The 16079-nt window shown below is 60.1% G+C and carries 16 protein-coding genes; 10 read left to right on the top strand and 6 right to left on the bottom strand.

What is annotated here, in order from left to right; translation table 11 throughout:
* Nucleotides 1–50 precede the first annotated feature (50 nt).
* Nucleotides 51–725: a RadC family protein gene (radC, locus tag ACWIKB_RS02205; protein WP_475265134.1), complete on the top strand. Its 675-nt coding sequence runs from the start codon at nt 51–53 to the stop codon at nt 723–725.
* Nucleotides 726–855: 130 nt separating this feature from the next.
* Here radC and ACWIKB_RS02200 read toward each other — a convergent pair whose 3' ends face one another.
* A complete protein-coding gene (locus tag ACWIKB_RS02200) occupies nt 856–2442 on the bottom strand; it encodes an ABC transporter substrate-binding protein (RefSeq protein WP_475265133.1) in 1587 nt (528 codons plus the stop codon).
* Between the two features lie 445 nt (nt 2443–2887).
* Here ACWIKB_RS02200 and rpmB point away from each other — a divergent pair, with 445 nt between their 5' ends.
* Together rpmB and rpmG are read left to right on the top strand one after the other, a co-directional pair.
* Nucleotides 2888–3121: a 50S ribosomal protein L28 gene (gene rpmB / locus ACWIKB_RS02195; RefSeq protein ID WP_007894701.1), complete on the top strand. Its 234-nt coding sequence runs from the start codon at nt 2888–2890 to the stop codon at nt 3119–3121.
* An 11-nt stretch (nt 3122–3132) separates the two neighbouring features.
* Nucleotides 3133–3288 carry a 50S ribosomal protein L33 gene (rpmG, locus tag ACWIKB_RS02190; RefSeq protein ID WP_007894709.1) on the top strand — a complete coding sequence of 52 codons (156 nt, stop codon included), beginning with the start codon at nt 3133–3135 and terminating at the stop codon, nt 3286–3288.
* 179 nt (nt 3289–3467) lie between these two features.
* On the opposite strand, the gene ACWIKB_RS02185 is transcribed toward rpmG, so the two are convergent.
* Nucleotides 3468–3830 (bottom strand): cupin domain-containing protein, encoded by a 363-nt coding sequence (locus tag ACWIKB_RS02185; RefSeq protein ID WP_123403799.1) that lies wholly within the window; start codon nt 3828–3830, stop codon nt 3468–3470.
* Nucleotides 3831–4068: 238 nt separating this feature from the next.
* Between ACWIKB_RS02185 and ACWIKB_RS02180 the strand changes: the two genes are divergently transcribed.
* Nucleotides 4069–5562, top strand: coding sequence for an aldehyde dehydrogenase (locus ACWIKB_RS02180; RefSeq protein ID WP_133835398.1), 1494 nt, complete (start codon nt 4069–4071; stop codon nt 5560–5562).
* A gap of 157 nt (nt 5563–5719) precedes the next feature.
* Entirely contained in the window at nt 5720–6862 is a 1143-nt protein-coding gene (locus tag ACWIKB_RS02175) for an MFS transporter (protein WP_475265132.1), read from the top strand.
* A 150-nt stretch (nt 6863–7012) separates the two neighbouring features.
* Here the strand turns inward: ACWIKB_RS02175 and ACWIKB_RS02170 are convergent, their stop codons facing one another.
* Both ACWIKB_RS02170 and ACWIKB_RS02165 read right to left on the bottom strand, forming a co-directional pair.
* The gene (locus tag ACWIKB_RS02170) at nt 7013–8581 is read right to left on the bottom strand and encodes a phospholipase D family protein (protein WP_475265131.1); all 1569 of its coding nucleotides are present in this window, start codon (nt 8579–8581) and stop codon (nt 7013–7015) included.
* 60 nt (nt 8582–8641) lie between these two features.
* Complete coding sequence (locus ACWIKB_RS02165; RefSeq protein ID WP_475265130.1) at nt 8642–10075, bottom strand: aminotransferase-like domain-containing protein; 1434 nt, start codon at nt 10073–10075, stop codon at nt 8642–8644.
* Between the two features lie 179 nt (nt 10076–10254).
* On the opposite strand from ACWIKB_RS02165, the gene ACWIKB_RS02160 reads away from it, so the two are divergent.
* Nucleotides 10255–10500, top strand: a complete 246-nt coding sequence (locus ACWIKB_RS02160) for a DUF1127 domain-containing protein (protein WP_475265129.1) — start codon at nt 10255–10257, stop codon at nt 10498–10500.
* Nucleotides 10501–10620: 120 nt separating this feature from the next.
* Here the strand turns inward: ACWIKB_RS02160 and ACWIKB_RS02155 are convergent, their stop codons facing one another.
* A complete protein-coding gene (locus tag ACWIKB_RS02155) occupies nt 10621–11934 on the bottom strand; it encodes an NAD(P)/FAD-dependent oxidoreductase (protein ID WP_475265128.1) in 1314 nt (437 codons plus the stop codon).
* 147 nt (nt 11935–12081) lie between these two features.
* Between ACWIKB_RS02155 and ACWIKB_RS02150 the strand changes: the two genes are divergently transcribed.
* Nucleotides 12082–12435, top strand: coding sequence for a YkgJ family cysteine cluster protein (locus tag ACWIKB_RS02150; RefSeq protein WP_064680422.1), 354 nt, complete (start codon nt 12082–12084; stop codon nt 12433–12435).
* Between the two features lie 124 nt (nt 12436–12559).
* Here the strand turns inward: ACWIKB_RS02150 and ACWIKB_RS02145 are convergent, their stop codons facing one another.
* Nucleotides 12560–13048, bottom strand: coding sequence for an Lrp/AsnC ligand binding domain-containing protein (locus tag ACWIKB_RS02145; protein WP_123403812.1), 489 nt, complete (start codon nt 13046–13048; stop codon nt 12560–12562).
* Between the two features lie 156 nt (nt 13049–13204).
* Between ACWIKB_RS02145 and dadA the strand changes: the two genes are divergently transcribed.
* From dadA to alr, 3 genes are all read left to right on the top strand, one after another.
* Nucleotides 13205–14509 (top strand): D-amino acid dehydrogenase, encoded by a 1305-nt coding sequence (gene dadA, locus ACWIKB_RS02140; protein WP_475265127.1) that lies wholly within the window; start codon nt 13205–13207, stop codon nt 14507–14509.
* Entirely contained in the window at nt 14481–14834 is a 354-nt protein-coding gene (locus ACWIKB_RS02135; protein WP_475265126.1) for a RidA family protein, read from the top strand. The genes dadA and ACWIKB_RS02135 overlap by 29 nt, the downstream gene beginning before the upstream one ends.
* 110 nt (nt 14835–14944) lie before the next feature.
* The gene (gene alr / locus ACWIKB_RS02130; protein ID WP_475265125.1) at nt 14945–16021 is read left to right on the top strand and encodes an alanine racemase; all 1077 of its coding nucleotides are present in this window, start codon (nt 14945–14947) and stop codon (nt 16019–16021) included.
* Nucleotides 16022–16079: the final 58 nt, after the last annotated feature.

Here is a 16079-nt window from a genome sequence, read left to right as displayed (position 1 = left end):
TATCACAGCGACCGCTACGGAACAGCGGCGCCCACAGACATGGAGGTGCTATGAGTATTCGCGATTGGCCGGCGGCGGAACGGCCGCGGGAGAAGCTTCTTGAACAAGGTTCGGCGAGTCTTTCTGATGCTGAACTGCTGGCAATCTTTCTACGGACCGGCGTGTCCGGCAAAAGCGCAGTAGATCTGGCGCGACACCTGTTGAGTCAATTCGGCAGTCTGCGCACGTTGCTGGAGGCTGATCTACGGGCGTTCAGCAGCCAATTGGGCTTGGGCCCGGCAAAGTTCGCTCAGTTGCAGGCGGTGTTGGAGATGGCCCGGCGGCATCTGGCCGAGCGATTACGCCGAGATTCGGTGCTGGAGAGTCCTTTGGCTGTGCGCGACTACCTCAAGGCAATGCTGCGCCATGAGCCCCATGAGGTGTTCGGCTGTCTGTTTCTCGATTCCAAGCACCGGGTACTGGCGTTTGAAGCGCTATTTCGCGGTTCCATCGATAGCACCAGCGTTTATCCACGGCAGGTGGTCAAGCGCGCCCTGGCGCACAACGCCGCTGCGCTGATCCTGTGCCACAACCACCCGTCGGGTAACACCGACCCCAGCCAGGCCGACCGAATGCTCACCAAGCGACTTCAAGAGGCGCTGGAGTTGGTGGACGTGCGGGTGCTCGACCATTTCATTGTCGGGGATGGTGAGCCGCTGTCGATGGCGGAGTATGGGTGGATGTAAGCCTTAGCAAGCCTGCTCCCCCGTAGGAGCTGTCGAGTGAAACGAGGCTGCGATCTTTTGACTTTGATTTTTTAAGATCAAAAGATCGCAGCCTCGTTTCACTCGACAGCTCCTACGGGAGGCGGGGCAGTTACTTGAGGCTGACTTTGGAGTAATCCTGCCGACCGAACGGGCTCACCGAGTAACCCTCGATATCCTTACGGGTCAACGCGAACGCCGTCGGGTGCGCCAGCGGCAGCCACAATGCCTGCTGCTGAATCTGCGCCTGGGCCTGTTCATACAGCTTGGTGCGCACGCCTTGTTCGCTGGTGGTCTTGCCGGCGCTGATCAGCTTGTCCAGGTCCTGGCTGCAGTAACGGGCGAAGTTGGTGCCGGACTTGACTGCCGCGCAGGAAAATTGCGGCGAGAGGAAGTTGTCCGGGTCGCCATTGTCGCCAGCCCAGCCCATGAACAGCAGATCATGCTCGCCAGCCTTGGCGCGACGGATCAGCTCGCCCCACTCGATCACCCGGATCTCGGCTTGAATGCCGATTTCCGCCAGATCAGATTGCAACAGTTGCGCGCCGAGGCTCGGGTTGGGGTTCAGCAAACTGCCGGAAGGGCGGGTCCAGATGGTGGTCTGGAAGCCATCCTTGAGCCCGGCCTTGGCCATCAGCGCCTTGGCTTTTTCGACGTCGTGCGGGTAACCCGGCAAGCCTTTGGCATAGCTCCAGGTGTTCGGTGGGTAGGGGCCATTGGCGGGCTCGGCGGTGTCTTCGAACACGGCTTTGATGTAGTTGGCCTTGTCGAACGCGAGGTTGATCGCCTGGCGGACTTCAGGCTTGTCCAGCGGCGGATGCTGACTGTTGATGCCGACGAAAGCGGTCATGAAGGCGTCAGTCTTTTCCACTTTCAGCGTCGGCTCTTGCTTGGCGGCCACCACATCCAGTGGCTTGGGCGACAGGGCGATCTGGCACTCGTTGCGGCGCAATTTCTGCAAACGTACGTTGGCGTCCGGGGTGATGGCGAAGATCAGCGGGTCTACCGATGGCTTGCCGCCGAAGTAGTCAGCGTTGGCCTTGTAGCGAATCGACGCGTCTTTCTGGAATCGCGTAAAGACGAACGGGCCACTGCCGATCGGCTGGCTATTGAGCTTCTCCGGGGTGCCGGCCTTCAGCAGTTTGTCGGCATATTCAGCCGAATAAATCGAGGCGAAGCCCATGCTCAAGGTCGCGAGGAAGGTCGAGTCCGGGTGATCGAGGGTGAAGCGCACAGTCAGCGGGTCCAGAGCGTCGATCTTTTTGATCAGCGCCGGCAGTTGCATCGACTGGGCGTGGGGGAAGCCGCTCTGGGCGACTTTGTGCCACGGGTGGGCCGGGTCGAGCATGCGGTCAAAGCTGAACTTGACGTCTTCGGCGCTCAGATCGCGGGTCGGGCTGAAGTACTCGGTTTTGTGGAATTTCACTTGCGGGTGAAGTTTGAAGACGTAAGTCAGGCCGTCAGGCGTGACCTCCCAGCTGTCCGCGAGGCTGGCGACCACTTTGCCGCTGGCGGTATCGAAGTCCACCAGGCGATTCATCAGCACATCGGCCGAGGCATTGGTGGTGGTCAGCGAGTTGTATTGCACCACATCGAACCCCTCAGGGCTGGCCTCGGTGCAGACGGTCAGGGCGGCGGCTTGGGCCAGCGGGCTCAGTAACAATGGGGCAAGCAGCAGCGGTAGGGCAGCGAGGCGCATGGTCGGATTCCTTTACAGATCGAAGGCCCATCTGCAAGTGCAGTCTGGAAAAGGCCTACCCTAGTGGGCTCTTTTGCAAATGACTATCCCCATTTTCATTTTGCGGTGACTATAGGCGCCTGATTTGGGTGTGCGCGGTTTCACAAAGCCCTGGATTGGCGTGTTGGCCGATGCTCTGCGACGAGCGGTCGCCATCGACGATAGCCTTTGTCCAAGGCGCTCGTAGCCCGAAAAATGGGCTTTTTGTGAATTCATCGCACACTGAATGTTGTTGCTCTCGGGTCTTTCTGGTATAAAGCAGCGCTCTTTTCTAGGGGCCCGGTTCCTTCACTGTAGGTGTAGCCGGTAAGACCTCTAAAGAAACGCGGCGCCTGGCGCCAAATGACTGAGAGATTAAGCGGCCAACCCATGCCGGGTTGGGCATGTGGTTTTAGAGGGCTGAGGCATGTCGAGAGTATGTCAAGTTACCGGTAAGGGTCCGGTGACTGGGAATAACATTTCCCACGCAAACAACAAAACCCGTCGTCGTTTCCTGCCGAACCTGCAGCATCACCGCTTTTGGGTTGAAGAAGAGAAACGTTTCGTGCGTCTGCGCGTATCTGCCAAAGGCATGCGTATCATCGACAAGCGTGGCATCACTGTCGTGCTGGCCGAAATCCGCAAAGCTGGCAAGATCTAAGGGAGCTAATCATGCGTGAATTGATTCGTTTGATTTCGAGCGCCGGTACTGGTCACTTCTACACTACCGACAAGAACAAGCGTACTACCCCGGACAAAATCGAGATCAAGAAATTTGATCCGGTTGTTCGCAAGCACGTGATCTACAAGGAAGGCAAAATCAAGTAATTGATTTTTCCGACTTATGAAAAAGGCCCGTATCGCGAGATACGGGCCTTTTTTATTGCCTGCAGGTTTTGCGTTGCCTGTTCGGGCCCCTTCGCGAGCAAGCCCGCTCCCACATGGGATCGCGGTCTAATGTGGGAGCGGGCTTGCTCGCGAAAGCGTCGGCCCAGACAACAAAATCCTCAAGCCTTCTGTTCAAACACCACATAAATCTTGCGGCACGCTTCCAGCACTTCCCAGGTACCACGGAAACCCGCCGGGATCACAAAGCGATCACCCACCCGCAACGTCTTGCTGTTGCCATCGTTATCGCGCAGCACCGACACGCCCTGAACGATTTCGCAGTATTCATGCTCGGTGTAATTCACTAGCCACTGGCCGATTTCGCCTTCCCACACGCCGGCGCTCATCTGCCCGCACGGGCTGTTGTAGTGGTTGTACACGGCTTGCTCGGGGTCGCCCTTGAGCACTTTCGCCGGGTCCGGCCGATAGCGATCGGGCTGGGTGGTGGCCTGGCTGAAGTCGACGACGTCCTGGATGTTCATTTTGTTGTAATCCCCCGTGATTGCGGCGTATGTGACTGGAAAGGCCAAAGTCTATGTTTATTAAAATGAACACCGCAAGGCCGTTTACCGACCTTGTGTCAAATATATTGAAACAACCCCGGCCACTGGTTTAGGGTGGCAGGTGCCTTGGGCCGATAGCAGGCTGGCCGGGCAGAATTCCTGACAGCGCCCGCGAATAACGCGGGGCACTCGTATTCAACAAGAGGAGGACACTCGTATGACCACCCTGACTCGTGCCGACTGGGAACAGCGGGCTCGCGATCTGAAGATCGAAGGCCGCGCCTACATCAATGGCGAATACACCGATGCCGTCTCCAGTGAGACCTTCGAGTGCATCAGCCCGGTCGATGGCCGTCTGCTGGGCAAGATCGCCAGCTGTGACGCCGCCGACGCCCAGCGCGCTGTGGAAAACGCTCGCGCCACCTTCAATTCCGGCGTGTGGTCGCGCCTGGCGCCGACCAAACGCAAAGCCACCATGATTCGTTTCGCCGGCTTGCTCAAACAGCACGCCGAAGAGCTGGCCCTACTTGAAACCCTGGACATGGGCAAGCCGATCAGCGACTCCCTGTACATCGACGTTCCAGGCGCGGCGCAAGCCCTGAGCTGGAGCGGCGAGGCCATCGACAAGATCTACGACGAAGTCGCCGCCACCCCGCACGATCAACTGGGTCTGGTCACTCGTGAGCCGGTTGGCGTCGTTGGCGCTATCGTGCCGTGGAACTTCCCGTTGATGATGGCGTGCTGGAAACTCGGCCCGGCACTGTCCACCGGTAACTCGGTGATCCTCAAGCCATCGGAAAAATCGCCGCTGACTGCCATTCGTATCGCTGCGCTGGCCGTTGAAGCCGGTATCCCGAAAGGTGTGCTGAACGTCCTGCCAGGCTACGGCCACACCGTCGGCAAGGCCCTGGCCCTGCACAACGACGTGGACACCCTGGTGTTCACCGGTTCGACCAAGATCGCCAAGCAACTGCTGATCTACTCCGGCGAATCGAACATGAAGCGCGTCTGGCTCGAAGCTGGCGGCAAGAGCCCGAACATCGTGTTCGCCGATGCTCCGGACCTGCAAGCCGCCGCTGAATCCGCCGCCGGCGCCATCGCCTTCAACCAGGGCGAAGTCTGCACCGCCGGTTCGCGTCTGTTGGTCGAGCGCTCGATCAAGGACACCTTCCTGCCGCTGGTGATCGAAGCGCTGAAAACCTGGAAGCCAGGCAATCCGCTGGATCCGGCGACCAACGTCGGTGCGCTGGTGGACACCCAGCAGATGAACACCGTGCTGTCCTACATCGAATCCGGTCACACCGACGGCGCCAAACTGGTGGCCGGCGGCAAGCGCATTCTTCAGGAAACCGGTGGCACTTACGTTGAGCCGACGATTTTCGACGGCGTGAACAACGCGATGAAAATCGCTCAGGAAGAAATTTTTGGCCCGGTGTTGTCGGTCATTGCTTTCGACACCGCCGAAGAAGCCATTGCGATTGCCAACGACACGCCATACGGCCTGGCCGCTGCGGTGTGGACCAAGGACATCTCCAAGGCACACCTGACGGCCAAAGCGCTGCGTGCCGGTAGTGTGTGGGTCAACCAGTACGACGGCGGCGACATGACTGCACCGTTCGGTGGTTTCAAACAATCGGGTAACGGTCGCGACAAGTCGTTGCATGCGTTCGACAAGTACACCGAGCTGAAGGCGACCTGGATCAAGTTGTAAGCACCACACAACGCAGATCCCCTGTGGGAGCGGGCTTGCTCGCGAAGACGGTGTAACAGTCAACATTGATGTTGAATGTACTGGCCTCTTCGCGAGCAAGCCCGCTCCCACATTTGTTTTGTGCCGTCTGAAAATAATATCCACAGGAGCGTGGAACATGCGTTGGGCGACTTATTTCGCCGTGTTGGCGTCTGTCTTGAGTGTCGGCCTGGCCCTGGGCGTCAGCATGCCGCTGGTGTCGTTTCGCCTGGAAAGCTGGGGTTACGGTTCGTTTGCGATTGGCGTGATGGCGGCGATGCCGGCCATTGGCGTGTTGCTGGGGGCGAAGGTCTCCAGTCACTTGGCCGCGCGGTTTGGCACGGCCAACCTGATGCGGCTGTGCCTGTGGGGCGGGGCGGTGTCCATCGGTTTGCTGGCGTTGTTGCCGAGCTATCCGATCTGGCTGGTGTTGCGGCTGATGATCGGGGTGATCCTGACCCTGGTCTTCATTCTCGGCGAAAGCTGGATCAACCAACTGGTGGTCGAGCAGTGGCGCGGGCGGCTGGTGGCGTTGTATGGCAGCAGCTATGCCTTGAGCCAACTCGGCGGGCCGTTGCTGTTGGGAGCCTTGGGCACCGAGCACGATTACGGCTTCTGGGTCGGTGTCGGTTTGCTGCTCACGGCTCCGTTGCTGTTACTGGGGCGTAGCGGCGCACCGTCCAGTGAAGCCAGCAGCGTGACCTTTGGTGATTTATGGACTTTCTGCCGAGGCCTGCCGGCGATTGCCTGGGCGGTGTCGCTGTTCGCTGCGTTCGAAGCGATGATCCTGACCTTGTTGCCGGTGTATTGCCTGCGCCAAGGATTCACCGCCGAGATTGCCCTGGCGATGGTGAGCACCGTGGTGGTCGGCGACGCGTTGCTGCAATTGCCCATCGGCGCCTTGGCGGATCGACTGTCACGGCGCAGTTTGTTCACCGGGTGCGCCGTGGTCCTGTTGCTGTCGAGCCTGGCGATTCCGCTGCTGATCGATACGTTGTTGATCTGGCCGTTGTGGGTGCTGTTCGGCGCCAGTGCCGGTGGCTTGTTCACCTTGTCGCTGATCCTGATCGGCGAGCGCTACCGTGACGACGCGCTGGTGCGGGCCAATGCCCATATCGCGCAGTTGTGGGGGATTGGTTGTCTGGTCGGGCCGCTGGCGGCAGGGGCGGGCAGTCAGTGGGTCAGCGGGCATGCGTTGCCGTTGTTGATGGCGGCGGGGGCGTTGGGGTTAGTGATTCTGTTGATGCGCCAAGGGGCATTTGGCGCGGTGCAGCCAGCCTAGGTGTGAACACAAAACTGTGGCGAGGGAGCTTGCTCCCGCTGGAGCGCGAAGCGGTCCCAGCATTCTTTCAGTCATACCTTGCCTTTAGGTTACGACTGCTGCGCAGCCGAGCGGGAGCAAGCTCCCTCGCCACAGGGACATGGGTTGCTCCTAAAGCATCCGCTCCAATCCTACGGTGGTGCTCATCCACGCATTAAACCGGCGCCACCAACTCCCCGGTTCCTTGGTCAGCGTATGCAGTTTGCCGTTGTCCTCGGTCACCCAGACAATCTGCCCATTCTCCAGTTTCGCCTCATAACTCAGCGGTGGCGCCATGCCCTGCAGGGCCAGTTCGCGCACGTGCGCGGCCAGTTCCGGGCTGTCGACCAGCACGCCGACTTCGGTGTTCCACAGCACCGAACGCGGGTCGAAGTTGAATGAGCCGATAAACGATTTCTGCTGATCAAAAATCATCGCCTTGCTGTGCAAGCTTGAATCCGAGCCCTGATAGGCCGAGCGCCGGAACAGATGCGGACCACTGCCGCTCCCCGCGCCGGGCTGGCGCCGCAATTCGAACAGCTTCACGCCATGCTCCAGCAACGCCTTGCGATACGGCGCGTAGCCGCCGTGTACTGCCGGTACGTCGGTGGCTTCCAGCGCGTTGGTCAGCAGGCTGACCGAGACACCCGCATCGGCGCGTCCGGTCAGGTACACCAACCCTGGTTGGCCGGGCACAAAGTAGGCGGAAATCATGATCAGTTCTTTGCTGACGCCGTTCAGTTCGGGCGCCAACTGTGTGGTCAAAAGCAATTGCGGATCAGGTTCGCCCTTGGACAGCACCTTGCTCGGCGCGTCCCACAACGCCTGGTTCCAGGCCCAGATCAGCTCTCGGCGCCAGATTTCCAGGCGCGGGTGTTTGTCGTAAATCATCAGCTGTTGATACAGCGCGTGGTTCTGTTTGCGGGTTTCTTCCAGGGATTCTTCCAGGCGTGTGCGGGTGTTTTGCAGGTCCTTGGCCGTCGGTTTGCTGGAGAGGAATTCGTCGATCGGCTTGCTTAGGGCGCTGTTCCAGTACTGGTCAAAACTATGGCCCAACTGCTCGGCCACCGGTCCGACGCTGAGCATGTCGATATCAGTGAAATTCAGGTTCGGCTCGGCATCGAAATACTCGTCCCCCAGGTTGCGCCCGCCGACAATGGCCGCGCTGTTGTCCGCCAGCCATAGTTTGTTGTGCATGCGCCGGTGTTGCAGCGACAGGTCGAACAAGCGGCCCATGGTCCGTGTCACCCCGGTGCTGCGCCCCAGGTGCAGTGGGTTGAACAGCCGAATCTGAATCTGCGGATGGGCCGCCAGGGTCGCGATGATCTGGTCCAGGCCATCGCTGGTGGTGTCGTCGAGCAGGATCCGCACCCGCACGCCACGATCGGCAGCCTTGAGCAATTCCTCCACCAGCATCCGCGTGCTGATGCCGTCGTGGACGATGTAGTACTGCAAGTCGAGGCTGGTTTGCGCGTTGCGAATCAGCTCGGCGCGGGCCATGAAGGCTTCGGTGCTGTTGGAGAGCAGGCGAAAGCCCGATTGCCCCTGATGGGGCGCGGCTTGGGCCTGGATTGAGCGGCCAAAGCTTGAATCCGCCGCTGGCAAGGCCTGGCTCGGTTCGCGCGGCACGTCGAGGCTGGCGCAACCACCGAGGAACGAGGTGAGTAACAGAAAAGCGAGCAGGGGCTGTCTGAGGCTCACGTGGGATCGTTCCGATTGGCGGCAGTTGTCGGCATATGGACGCGCGATTCCGGATAAAGGTCAGTCGGTGATGTAATCAGTTTCCGCCAGCAACTTGATTGCCGCTGCGCCAACCTTGCGCACGGCGTCCTCGATCTGCGCTGTCGGTTTGGCAGCGTAGTTCATGCGCAGGCAATTGCGGTATTTGCCCGAGGCCGAAAAAATGCTGCCGACGGCAATCTGTACGCCTTGATCGTGCAGCGCACGATTCAGTTTCAGGGTATCGAAGCCCTCCGGTAGCTCGACCCACAGCATGAAACTGCCCTGTGGACGACTGGCCCGGGTGCCAGCGGGAAAATAGCGCGTGACCCAATCGATCATTGCATCTCGATTGCGCTGGTATTGGGTGCGCATCCGCCGCAAATGCGGTTCGAAGTGACCGCCCTTGAGGAAGTCGGCGATAGCGATTTGCGCTTGTGGCGCGGTAGAGCCGGTGCTGATGTATTTCATGTGCAGCACCCGTTCCAGATATCTACCCGGCGCCACCCAACCGATGCGCAACCCTGGCGCCAGGGTCTTGGAAAAGGAACTGCAGAGCAGCACGCGGCCGTCTTCGTCGAAGGATTTGATCGTGCGTGGGCGCGGGTAGGTGTAGGCCAGTTCGCCATACACATCGTCTTCGATGATCGCCACATCGAAGCGCTGTGCCAGGTTCAACAACGCCCGTTTACGCGCCTCCGGCATGATGTAGCCCAACGGGTTGTTGCAGTTGGGGGTCAACTGTATGGCCTTGATTGGCCATTGTTCCAGGGCAAGTTCGAGCGCATCGAGGCTGATGCCGGTAATCGGGTCGGTCGGGATTTCCAAGGCCTTCATGCCCAGGCCCTTGAGGGTCTGCATGGCGCCGTGAAAGCTTGGCGAGTCTACGGCGACGATATCGCCAGGCTCGCAGATAGAGCGGATGCTGGTGGACAGTGCTTCATGGCAACCGGTGGTCACCACCAGGTCCGCGGCGCTCAACTGGCAGCCGGAGTCGAGCATCAGGCGGGCGATTTGTTCGCGCAGTTCGAGGTTGCCGTGGATGTTGTCGTAATACAGGCCGGGCATGTCCTGACGTCGGCTGATCCGCGCCAGCCCGCGCAGCAGCGGTTTCATGGTCGGCGTGGTGACGTCCGGCATGCCCCGGCCCAGTTGCACCACGTCTTTGCGCGGCACGGCGCGGATCAATTCCAGCACCTGATCCCACTGGGAAATATCCACCGGGCGTTGCGCCGGGCGACCGATGGCGGGCAGCTCCGGCAGCTCGCGGCCAACCGGTACGAAATAGCCGGATTTCGGTTTCGGTGTCGCCAGTCCGCTGTCTTCCAGCACCCGATAAGCCTGCTGCACCGTGCTCAGGCTGACCCCGTGTTCAACGCTCAACGCCCGCACCGACGGCAGCCGGTCGCCGGGGCGATAGAAGCCCTGTTCGATACGCGTGCCGAGCAATTCGGCGAGATTGACGTAAAGGGTCATGGCACTGCCTCGGTATGAGTGATTCGGTTAACCAGTACAGATTGGGCAAAAATCCGCGATTCAGAGCATTAAGCGGCGAATCTGTATGGAGATAATACAGTTGCTTTGAATCTGTAATGAATTTCGCCGTCCGCGCATCATGAAACCTCTGGCTACCCAAGTAAACAGGAGCAATCAAAATGAACGGCTTGAGCGATGTGCGGCTGACATTACGCAGTCAGGAACTGGCAGCAGAGCAGAACCACGGCACCCGTGAGGCGCGCATGCGCAACGCGCCGTCCTGCCTAGGGCGCTGGGGCCTGTTCTGGCATCGTCTGCACTCGCGCAAGGCGTTGCTGAACCTGACCCCGGAACAGCTGCGAGATGTGGGGTTGAGTCGGGAGCAGGCGGTAGAGGAGGGGCTTAAGCCGTTCTGGTGGATCTGATAGGTGCCGCGTTCTTCAGGTCCATTCGCGGGCAAGCCTCGCTCCTACAGGTACCCAGCGCATAACCTGTAGGAGCGAGGCTTGCCCGCGAAGGCGTCCCTAACAGGCGCCAAAAATCCTTCAAACCAACTCTTTAAGCCGATGCCAAAGCATTCCCAGCGCCAACAACGGCGAACGCAAATGCCGGCCACCGGGGAAGGTGATGTGCGGCACCTGCGCAAACAGATCAAACCCGCCACTGTGCTGGCCACTGATGGCCTCGGCCAACAACTTGCCCGCCAAATGCGTGGCATTCACCCCGTGACCGGAATACGCCTGGGCGTAATACACATTCGGCTGATCCTTGAGCCGGCCGATCTGCGGCAAACGGTTGGCGCCGATGCCGATCATGCCGCCCCATTGATAATCGATCTTCACCCCGGCCAGTTGCGGGAACACCTCCAGCATCTTTGGCCGCATATAGGCTGCGATGTCTTTCGGGTCCCGACCGGAATAATGGCAGGCGCCACCGAACAGCAAGCGGCGATCCGCCGAGAGCCGGTAGTAATCCAGCGCCACGCGTTGGTCGCAGACCGCCATGTTCTGCGGCAATAGGGCGTGGGCCTGTTCTTCGCTCAACGGCTCGGTGGCGATGATGTAGCTGCCGGCGGGCAGCACTTTGCCACTGAGTTCGGGATTGAGATCGTTGAGATAAGCGTTGCAGCCCAGCACCAGAGTCTTGGCGCGCACAGAGCCTTGGGCGGTGTACACCTTCACTTCGGTGCCGTAATCGATGCGGGTGACTGCGGATCGTTCGAACAATCTTACGCCCAATTGCTGCGCGGCCGCCGCTTCGCCCAGTGCCAGGTTTAGTGGGTGTAAGTGCCCGGAGCCCATGTCGATCAAGCCGCCGACGTAACGTTCGGAACCCACCACACTGTGCATTTCGTTGGCTTGCAGCAGACGGGTTTCGTAGCGGTAACCGAGGCTGCGCAGTTCTTCGGCATCTTCGGCGAAGCCTTCGAGGTCGCGAGGTTTATTGGCGAGGTCGCAGTAGCCCCAGGTCAGGTCGCAGGGGATCTGAAAACGCGCGACTCGCTGTCGGACGATTTCTACCGCTTCCAGGCCCATGAGTTTCATCTGACGCACGCCGTCGGTGCCGATGACGTTGGCAAACTGATCGAGACCATGGCCAACGCCGCGAATCAATTGCCCGCCGTTGCGCCCGCTGGCACCCCAGCCAATCTTATGTGCTTCCAGCAGCACCACGCTGAGGCCGCGCTCCGCCAACTCCAGCGCTGTGTTCAACCCGGAAAACCCACCGCCGACCACGCACACGTCCGCAATCAACTCACCCTGGAGCACCGGATGATCGGGCTGCGGCAGGCTGCTGGCGGCGTAATAAGAGGCGATGTGCCGGTGGCTCGGGGCAGGTTGCTGAACACGGGCGTTCATGTGCGTCATCCAGAGGCGTGTGTTTGAAAAAGTTGACGGAGCATAAGCCGGACCTTCCGGCGTGGGCAACATTGGTCGGGCGGTGCTGTCTGGATCGAGGCTTTTGCGTCAGAATCGCGCTCTATTCCGCTTTTGGTCACCGCTTCGATGAGCTGCAACAGTCAGAAAATTCGCACCTTGCGGCAACAGATTCCCTCGTTCGAGTGCGTGCCCGGCTGCCATGATTGCTGCGGCCCGGTGACTACATCGCCGGAAGAAATGTCGCGCCTGCCGCGCAAAACCCGCGCCGAACAGGATGCGGCGATGGATGAGCTCAATTGTGTGCACCTGGGGCCTGACGGCTGCACCGTGTATGACGAGAGGCCGCTGATTTGCCGGCTGTTCGGCACCACCAAAACCTTGCCCTGCCCCAACGGGCGCGGGCCGGTGGAGCTGATTCATCCGCGGGTGGAGAAGCAGATTCATGAGTACATGGCTTCGACCCGACAGGTGTTGGTTTAAATCCGGTATTCATTCAGTTGGACCGAGGCGCGGCCTTCGCGAGCAAGCCCGCTCCCACAGGGGAACGCATTTCAATGTGGGAGCGGGCTTGCTCGCGAAGACGTCCGCCCAGGCACCGCTGGACTCAATCCGGAATCGGCAAACTCAAACTCTCTTTCACTTCTTCCATCACGATATAGCTCTTCGACTCCCGCACATGCGGCAGTTTAAGCAGAATATCGCCCAGCAATTTGCGGTACGAAGCCATCTCGGAAATCCGCGCTTTCACCAAATAGTCGAAATCCCCTGACACCAAATGGCACTCCAGCACGTGGGGCAGTTTCAGCACCGCGCGTCGGAACTCTTCGAAAGTATCGCCGGATTTGTAGTCGAGACTGATCTCGACGAACACCAGCAGACTACCCTTGAGATGCTGCGGATTGAGCCGGGCGTTGTAGCTCATGATGATCCCTTCGCGCTCCAGGCGCCGGACCCGCTCGGTGCAAGGCGTGGTCGACAGGCCGACCTTTTCCCCCAGCTCGGTGAAGGAGATGCGCCCGTCCGCTTGCAGGATTCGCAGGATGTTGCGGTCGATCTTGTCCAGCTCACGTTTGGTCTGAGTGTTGGTACGCATAGGGGATGCGCCTCCGTGAAAAGGGTTATTGCCGAGAATTGTCGCCAAATATAGGCACTTATATAGTGAAAAGCACTGGCTAATCTTTTTTAAACTGCCCACAACTTCGGTCTGAACAACAAACGTCAGCGGCATGCCGCGATGAGGGACACAAAAATGCGCGTTATGGTCTTGGGTAGCGGCGTCATCGGTACCGCCAGTGCTTACTATCTGGCACGTGCCGGATTTGAAGTGGTGGTCGTGGACCGTCAGCCGGCTGCGGCCATGGAGACCAGTTTCGCCAACGCCGGGCAAGTCTCTCCAGGTTATGCATCGCCGTGGGCTGCGCCGGGTGTGCCGCTCAAGGCCATCAAATGGCTGCTGCAACGTCACGCGCCGCTGGCGATCAAGGCCACTGCCGACATCGACCAATACCTGTGGATGGCGCAGATGCTGCGCAACTGCACCGCCAACCGTTATGCGGTGAACAAGGAGCGCATGGTCCGCCTGTCCGAGTACAGCCGTGACTGCCTCGACGAATTGCGCGCCGAAACCGGCATTGCCTACGAAGGCCGCAGCCTCGGTACGACCCAATTGTTCCGCACTCAGGCTCAGCTCGACGGCGCCGCGAAAGACATCGCCGTACTGAAAGAGTCCGGCGTGCCGTTCGAACTGCTCGACCGTGCTGGTATTGCTCGGGTTGAGCCGGCCCTGGCCGCCGTCACCGATATCCTCGCCGGTGCCCTGCGCTTGCCGAACGACCAGACCGGCGACTGCCAGATATTCACCACCCGCCTGGCCGAAATGGCCGTGAATCTGGGTGTGGAATTCCGTTACGGCCAGGACATTCAGCAACTCGACTTCGCCGGTGATCGCATCAACGGCGTGTGGATCGACGGCAAGCTCGAAACCGCTGACCGTTACGTCCTGGCACTCGGCAGCTACTCGCCACAACTGCTCAAGCCACTGGGCATCAAGGCCCCGGTGTATCCGCTCAAGGGCTACTCCCTGACCGTGCCGATCACCAATGCCGCGATGGCCCCGACTTCGACCATTCTTGACGAGACCTACAAGGTCGCGATCACCCGTTTCGACAACCGTATCCGCGTCGGCGGCATGGCTGAAATCGCCGGTTTTGACCTGTCGCTGAACCCGCGTCGACGCGAAACCCTGGAGATGATCGTCAACGACCTTTATCCTCAGGGCGGCGATCTGGCCCAGGCAAGTTTCTGGACCGGTCTGCGTCCGACCACCCCGGACGGCACGCCGATCGTTGGCGCAACGAAATTCAGCAACCTGTTCTTGAACACTGGCCACGGCACGCTCGGTTGGACCATGGCTTGTGGTTCCGGTCGCTTGCTGGCTGACCTGATGGCGAAGAAAACGCCGCAGATCAGCGCCGAAGGCCTCGATATTTCTCGTTATGGCCGCAAAATCAAGGAGTCCGCAAAACATGGCAATCCAGCGCCAGCTCACCAATGAACGCATGAGTCAGATCGTTGCCCACAACGGTACGGTGTACCTGGCAGGGCAGGTCGGCGATGACATGAGCGCCGGGATTGAACAGCAGACCCGTGAAACCCTCGCCAACATCGAGCGTTTGCTCGATCTGGCTGGCACCGACAAGAGCCACATACTGTCGGTGACGATTTACCTGAAGGACATCGACGCGCATTTCGCGGGCATGAATTCGGTGTGGGACAAGTGGCTGCCAAAAGGCGTCGCGCCAGCCCGTGCCACCGTTGAGTCGAAGTTGTGCGAACCGGAAATCCTGGTTGAGTTGTCGGTGGTTGCCGCGCTGCCGTAAAGCGCCGCAACGACCTGTTAGAAACGATCCCTCTCCCGGTGCTGTTGGCGGTTCACGCCGCCAGCCAGCGCCGGTTTTTTATTCCCATGACCGCCTAGAAGTCTGCCGCCATGCGTCCTGCCCGTGCCCTGATTGACCTTCAAGCCCTGCGTCACAACTACCAAATCGCCCGTGAAGTCACGGCGGGGGCCAAGGCCCTTGCGGTGATCAAGGCCGATGCCTACGGCCATGGCGCGGTGCGTTGCGCCCAGGCGCTGGAAGCCGAGGCGGACGGGTTTGCGGTGGCCTGCATTGAAGAGGCCCTGGAGCTACGCGCCGCGGGTATTCGTGCGCCGGTGTTGCTGCTCGAAGGCTTTTTCGAAGCCGATGAGCTGTCGCTGATCGTCGAGCATGACTTCTGGTGCGTGGTGCATTCGCTGTGGCAGCTCGAAGCGATCGAGAAAGCCACGCTGAGCAAGCCGATCACGGTCTGGCTCAAGCTGGATTCGGGCATGCACCGGGTCGGTTTGCATCCAAAGGATTATCAGGCGGCCTATCAACGGCTGCTGGCCAGCGGCAACGTCTCGAAGATTGTGCTGATGAGCCACTTCGCCCGGGCCGATGAGCTGCACGAGCAGGCCAGCGCCGAACAGGTTGCGGTGTTCGAAGCGGCGCGTCAGGGTTTGGCCGCCGAGGTCAGCTTGCGCAACTCGCCGGCGGTGCTCGGTTGGCCGCAGATCCCGAGCGATTGGGTGCGTCCGGGCATCATGCTCTACGGCGCCACGCCTTTCGAAGAGGCCAACGCCGTGGCGTCGCGCCTGCAACCGGTGATGACCCTCGAATCCAAAGTGATTTGCGTGCGTGAACTGCCAGCCGGCGAGCCTGTTGGCTATGGTGCGAAGTTCATTACCCAGAAGCCGATGCGCATTGGCGTTGTGGCGATGGGTTACGCCGATGGCTATCCGCGTCACGCGCCCACCGGCACGCCAGTGTTGGTTGCCGGGCAGCGCAGCCAATTGCTCGGCAGGGTGTCGATGGACATGCTCTGCATCGACCTGACCGATGTGCCGCAAGCCGGCCTCGGTTCGACCGTCGAGTTGTGGGGCAAAAACATCCTGGCCAGTGAAGTGGCCATGGCCGCAGACACGATTCCTTACCAGATATTCTGCAACCTGCGCCGGGTGCCGCTGCTCTATTCCGGGGCCTGAGCCAAAGCGCTGTAAACCGGAAGTCGCCTCGCTGAACAGGATTCAGGCCCAAGTGTTG

This window comes from Pseudomonas sp. 5Vm1k, from assembly GCF_056161485.1.
Note: the sequence above shows the minus strand (reverse complement) of the source record. Positions and strands in the feature narration are given on the sequence as shown.

What these genes read in the sequence shown, in the direction of transcription:
- ACWIKB_RS02160 (WP_475265129.1), top strand. Translation starts at nt 10,255, where the DNA reads ATGAACGGCTTGAGCGATGTGCGGCTGACATTACGCAGTCAGGAACTG.
- alr (WP_475265125.1), top strand. Translation starts at nt 14,945, where the DNA reads ATGCGTCCTGCCCGTGCCCTGATTGACCTTCAAGCCCTGCGTCACAAC.
- rpmB (WP_007894701.1), top strand. Translation starts at nt 2,888, where the DNA reads ATGTCGAGAGTATGTCAAGTTACCGGTAAGGGTCCGGTGACTGGGAAT.
- ACWIKB_RS02145 (WP_123403812.1), bottom strand. Translation starts at nt 13,048, where the DNA reads ATGCGTACCAACACTCAGACCAAACGTGAGCTGGACAAGATCGACCGC.
- ACWIKB_RS02135 (WP_475265126.1), top strand. Translation starts at nt 14,481, where the DNA reads ATGGCAATCCAGCGCCAGCTCACCAATGAACGCATGAGTCAGATCGTT.
- ACWIKB_RS02155 (WP_475265128.1), bottom strand. Translation starts at nt 11,934, where the DNA reads ATGAACGCCCGTGTTCAGCAACCTGCCCCGAGCCACCGGCACATCGCC.
- ACWIKB_RS02185 (WP_123403799.1), bottom strand. Translation starts at nt 3,830, where the DNA reads ATGAACATCCAGGACGTCGTCGACTTCAGCCAGGCCACCACCCAGCCC.
- radC (WP_475265134.1), top strand. Translation starts at nt 51, where the DNA reads ATGAGTATTCGCGATTGGCCGGCGGCGGAACGGCCGCGGGAGAAGCTT.
- dadA (WP_475265127.1), top strand. Translation starts at nt 13,205, where the DNA reads ATGCGCGTTATGGTCTTGGGTAGCGGCGTCATCGGTACCGCCAGTGCT.
- ACWIKB_RS02165 (WP_475265130.1), bottom strand. Translation starts at nt 10,075, where the DNA reads ATGACCCTTTACGTCAATCTCGCCGAATTGCTCGGCACGCGTATCGAA.
- ACWIKB_RS02150 (WP_064680422.1), top strand. Translation starts at nt 12,082, where the DNA reads ATGAGCTGCAACAGTCAGAAAATTCGCACCTTGCGGCAACAGATTCCC.
- rpmG (WP_007894709.1), top strand. Translation starts at nt 3,133, where the DNA reads ATGCGTGAATTGATTCGTTTGATTTCGAGCGCCGGTACTGGTCACTTC.
- ACWIKB_RS02180 (WP_133835398.1), top strand. Translation starts at nt 4,069, where the DNA reads ATGACCACCCTGACTCGTGCCGACTGGGAACAGCGGGCTCGCGATCTG.
- ACWIKB_RS02200 (WP_475265133.1), bottom strand. Translation starts at nt 2,442, where the DNA reads ATGCGCCTCGCTGCCCTACCGCTGCTGCTTGCCCCATTGTTACTGAGC.
- ACWIKB_RS02175 (WP_475265132.1), top strand. Translation starts at nt 5,720, where the DNA reads ATGCGTTGGGCGACTTATTTCGCCGTGTTGGCGTCTGTCTTGAGTGTC.